Source organism: Desulfoferrobacter suflitae, from assembly GCF_022603395.1.
GTDB classification, from domain to species: domain Bacteria; phylum Desulfobacterota; class Syntrophobacteria; order Syntrophobacterales; family Syntrophobacteraceae; genus Desulfoferrobacter; species Desulfoferrobacter suflitae.
The window spans coordinates 1-2411 of the sequence record NZ_JAIBKA010000028.1 but is presented as its reverse complement, the minus strand read 5'-3'; the positions used below and the strand labels follow the sequence as shown (position 1 = coordinate 2411).

At 49.3% G+C, this 2411-nt stretch carries 2 protein-coding genes; one reads left to right on the top strand and one right to left on the bottom strand.

Going from position 1 to position 2411, the window contains the following annotated elements; translation table 11 throughout:
- Positions 1 to 173: 173 nt before the first annotated feature.
- Positions 174 to 1457: an ISNCY family transposase gene (locus K1V27_RS22390; RefSeq protein WP_435051665.1), complete on the bottom strand. Its 1284-nt coding sequence runs from the start codon at positions 1455 to 1457 to the stop codon at positions 174 to 176.
- 132 nt (positions 1458 to 1589) lie between these two features.
- Here K1V27_RS22390 and K1V27_RS22385 point away from each other — a divergent pair.
- Positions 1590 to 2411, top strand: an 822-nt coding sequence (locus K1V27_RS22385) for a PAS domain-containing protein (RefSeq protein WP_258932508.1), incomplete at its 3' end; no start/stop codon positions are given.

Genomic DNA, 2411 nt, shown 5'->3' with positions numbered 1-2411 from the left:
CAGCAATTCTCATTTTGGGTTTTGTCGAGTTTTTCGCACTTGCTCCCAGGTGATGCGAGGGCAAAGATATAGCCTGCGTCTTCTGGTAAGACGTTTCCGAGTTCAATCTTGTCTGTAGTTCGTGTTGCGGGCGGGCAATATACGCTGAAGATGTCCTCTCTACAATCCATCGCTTATCCAGGTGCAGCGCGCGTAAGGCCCTTTAGCATAAAGTCCAGGAGGTGTTGCCAGCTATCAAAACAAATGTAGCGGGTCAAGGCCCGTAGGTCATCGAAGAATGTCTTGCGTGACGGTAGAATCTTTCGAAGCCGCTGGTAGTCTTGGTCGGTCCATTCCAAGACGGTATGGAACAAAAAGGCCAGCAGGTTGAAGGCGACCAGCAGTGAGGACAGGTGCTGCTTGCCGTGTCCGTAATTGTGTTCGAGATTGTAGCCTTTGGTCTTCAGCGTATTATTGTTCTCATTTTCTACTTTCCAGCGGCTGCGGCCACCGGCGACAAGGATCTCCACATTATGATCGGTAATCTTAAAATTGGTGGCAAAGGCATTTTTGTAGAGCACTTGACCGTCTTCTTTGGAAATGGTCAACTCCATCCAGTTGACTGTCAATGCATCTTCGGTGTCGCGCAGAGGCACGTCGTTGGCGTATTTATAGGTGTAGATCTCCCGCTGCTTCCCATTCCAACGGGTGATAACAAATTGGTTGAGGTCTCCATGCTGCTCCAGCAGTTCCACCCATCGATAAAGGCTTTTATGCGAATCGGGCTTGCACACAAACAAGAAGTTGAACCCCTTGGAGAGAACCAGCCGGCACATTGGTTGACGACAATAGAGGTCGTCGCCCAGAATAGTTACAGCAATTTTACGGAATTTATCGCCGTGCTTTTCCAGCCACCGCTTAGCGGCATTGGTTTCACAGTCCTGTTTGTCACTGCCATCTTGAGGGACAACGAATTCAGGAGCCAGGGAAATCGCCACGTTGTGGGCAGGGTTTACGATCACCGGTGTAATGGCACTATGATGATAGGTTACCGAACCATCTTTGCGCATAGTGGTTGAACAATTCGGGCAATGAATCTTCTTGGATGAAAAATGGTAGGTACCATCAAAGGCCATCGCCAAATTGTCCCGGTACCAGAGCATAGGCGAGAGCAGATTCTGCGTTTTAAGAGTTTCGAACACATTGTCAAAGACCTGCGAAAGATATGATGGAGCAACTGGGTCAAGCATGTCTCGGATGTGGTTATCGGAAGGAATTTGTTGGATACCAAAAATAGTTTGAGTATTGTCTCTACCGGTGCGTTGGCGCATTGCTTTTTGATGTGCGAGGAATGAAGGATTCTGAGTGTAGAACACGGAAAACGCGGCCATACCAATGTCTTGCATGCTATAGGTGGTATTGTTGCCGGTTCGCTGATCCGGGAAGTGATCAATGGCGGCTCGCAGAAAGCTCAACAACGTCTCCAATTTAACCGGTTTATTGGACATCTCCCCTCCAGTCCTGCTGCAAATTGTTATGGGCCTAAAAACAGTCCAAATAACAATTGCATACACGACTATGGGCGTGCTGTCCAGGACAAAATCTTCAAAATGAGAATTGCTGCACATTCTGATGTGGAGATAGAGAGGGAACGTATAAAATTCGTTGAGCTGGATCAGATAGCGGAATACACGAATAAGATGCTGTCAGACCGCAAACAGGCAGTATGCGCATTAAAGGAAAGCGAGGAGCAGTTCAAGGCTATGTTCGAGCTTGCCTCCATCGGTATGTGCCAGGCTCATCCGGAGACTGGTCAGTGGCTGCGCGTGAACCAAAAGATGTGCGAGATTACCGGTTATTCTTCAGATGAAATGCTGACAATGTGTGTCCGCGAAATCACTCATCCGAAGGATCGCGAGAGGGATTGGGAGGCTTTTCAGAGAGTGGTCAGGGGTGAATCGGGAGACTACCGGTTAGAGAAGCGCTACATACGTAAGGACGGTACGCCGGTGTGGGTAAACGTGAACATGACGGTTATCAGGGATTCTGCAGGCCAACCCATGCGCACCATGGCCACCGTTGAAAATATAACCGAACGCAAGCGGACGGAAGCGGCTCTCCGTGAGAGTGAAGAGAAGTACAGAAACTTGTTCGAGAATGCGCCTGTGGGGATTTTTCGCACAAATTCGAAGGGAGAGGTGCTCTCCGTTAATAATGCAATGGCCGGCATGCTTGGACTCGAGTCACCTCAGGACGCTTTGCGGCACTACTCCAATCTGGCCCGCCAACTTTACGTGCATGCCGAGAGGCGTGAACAGTTTCTGCGCCTGTTACGACAAGAGGGGCACGTAGAAAACTTTGAATATGAGGCAATAACCGCTGACGGAAGAACCATATGGCTCAATATGAACGCGCGTGTTGAGTCCTGTAGT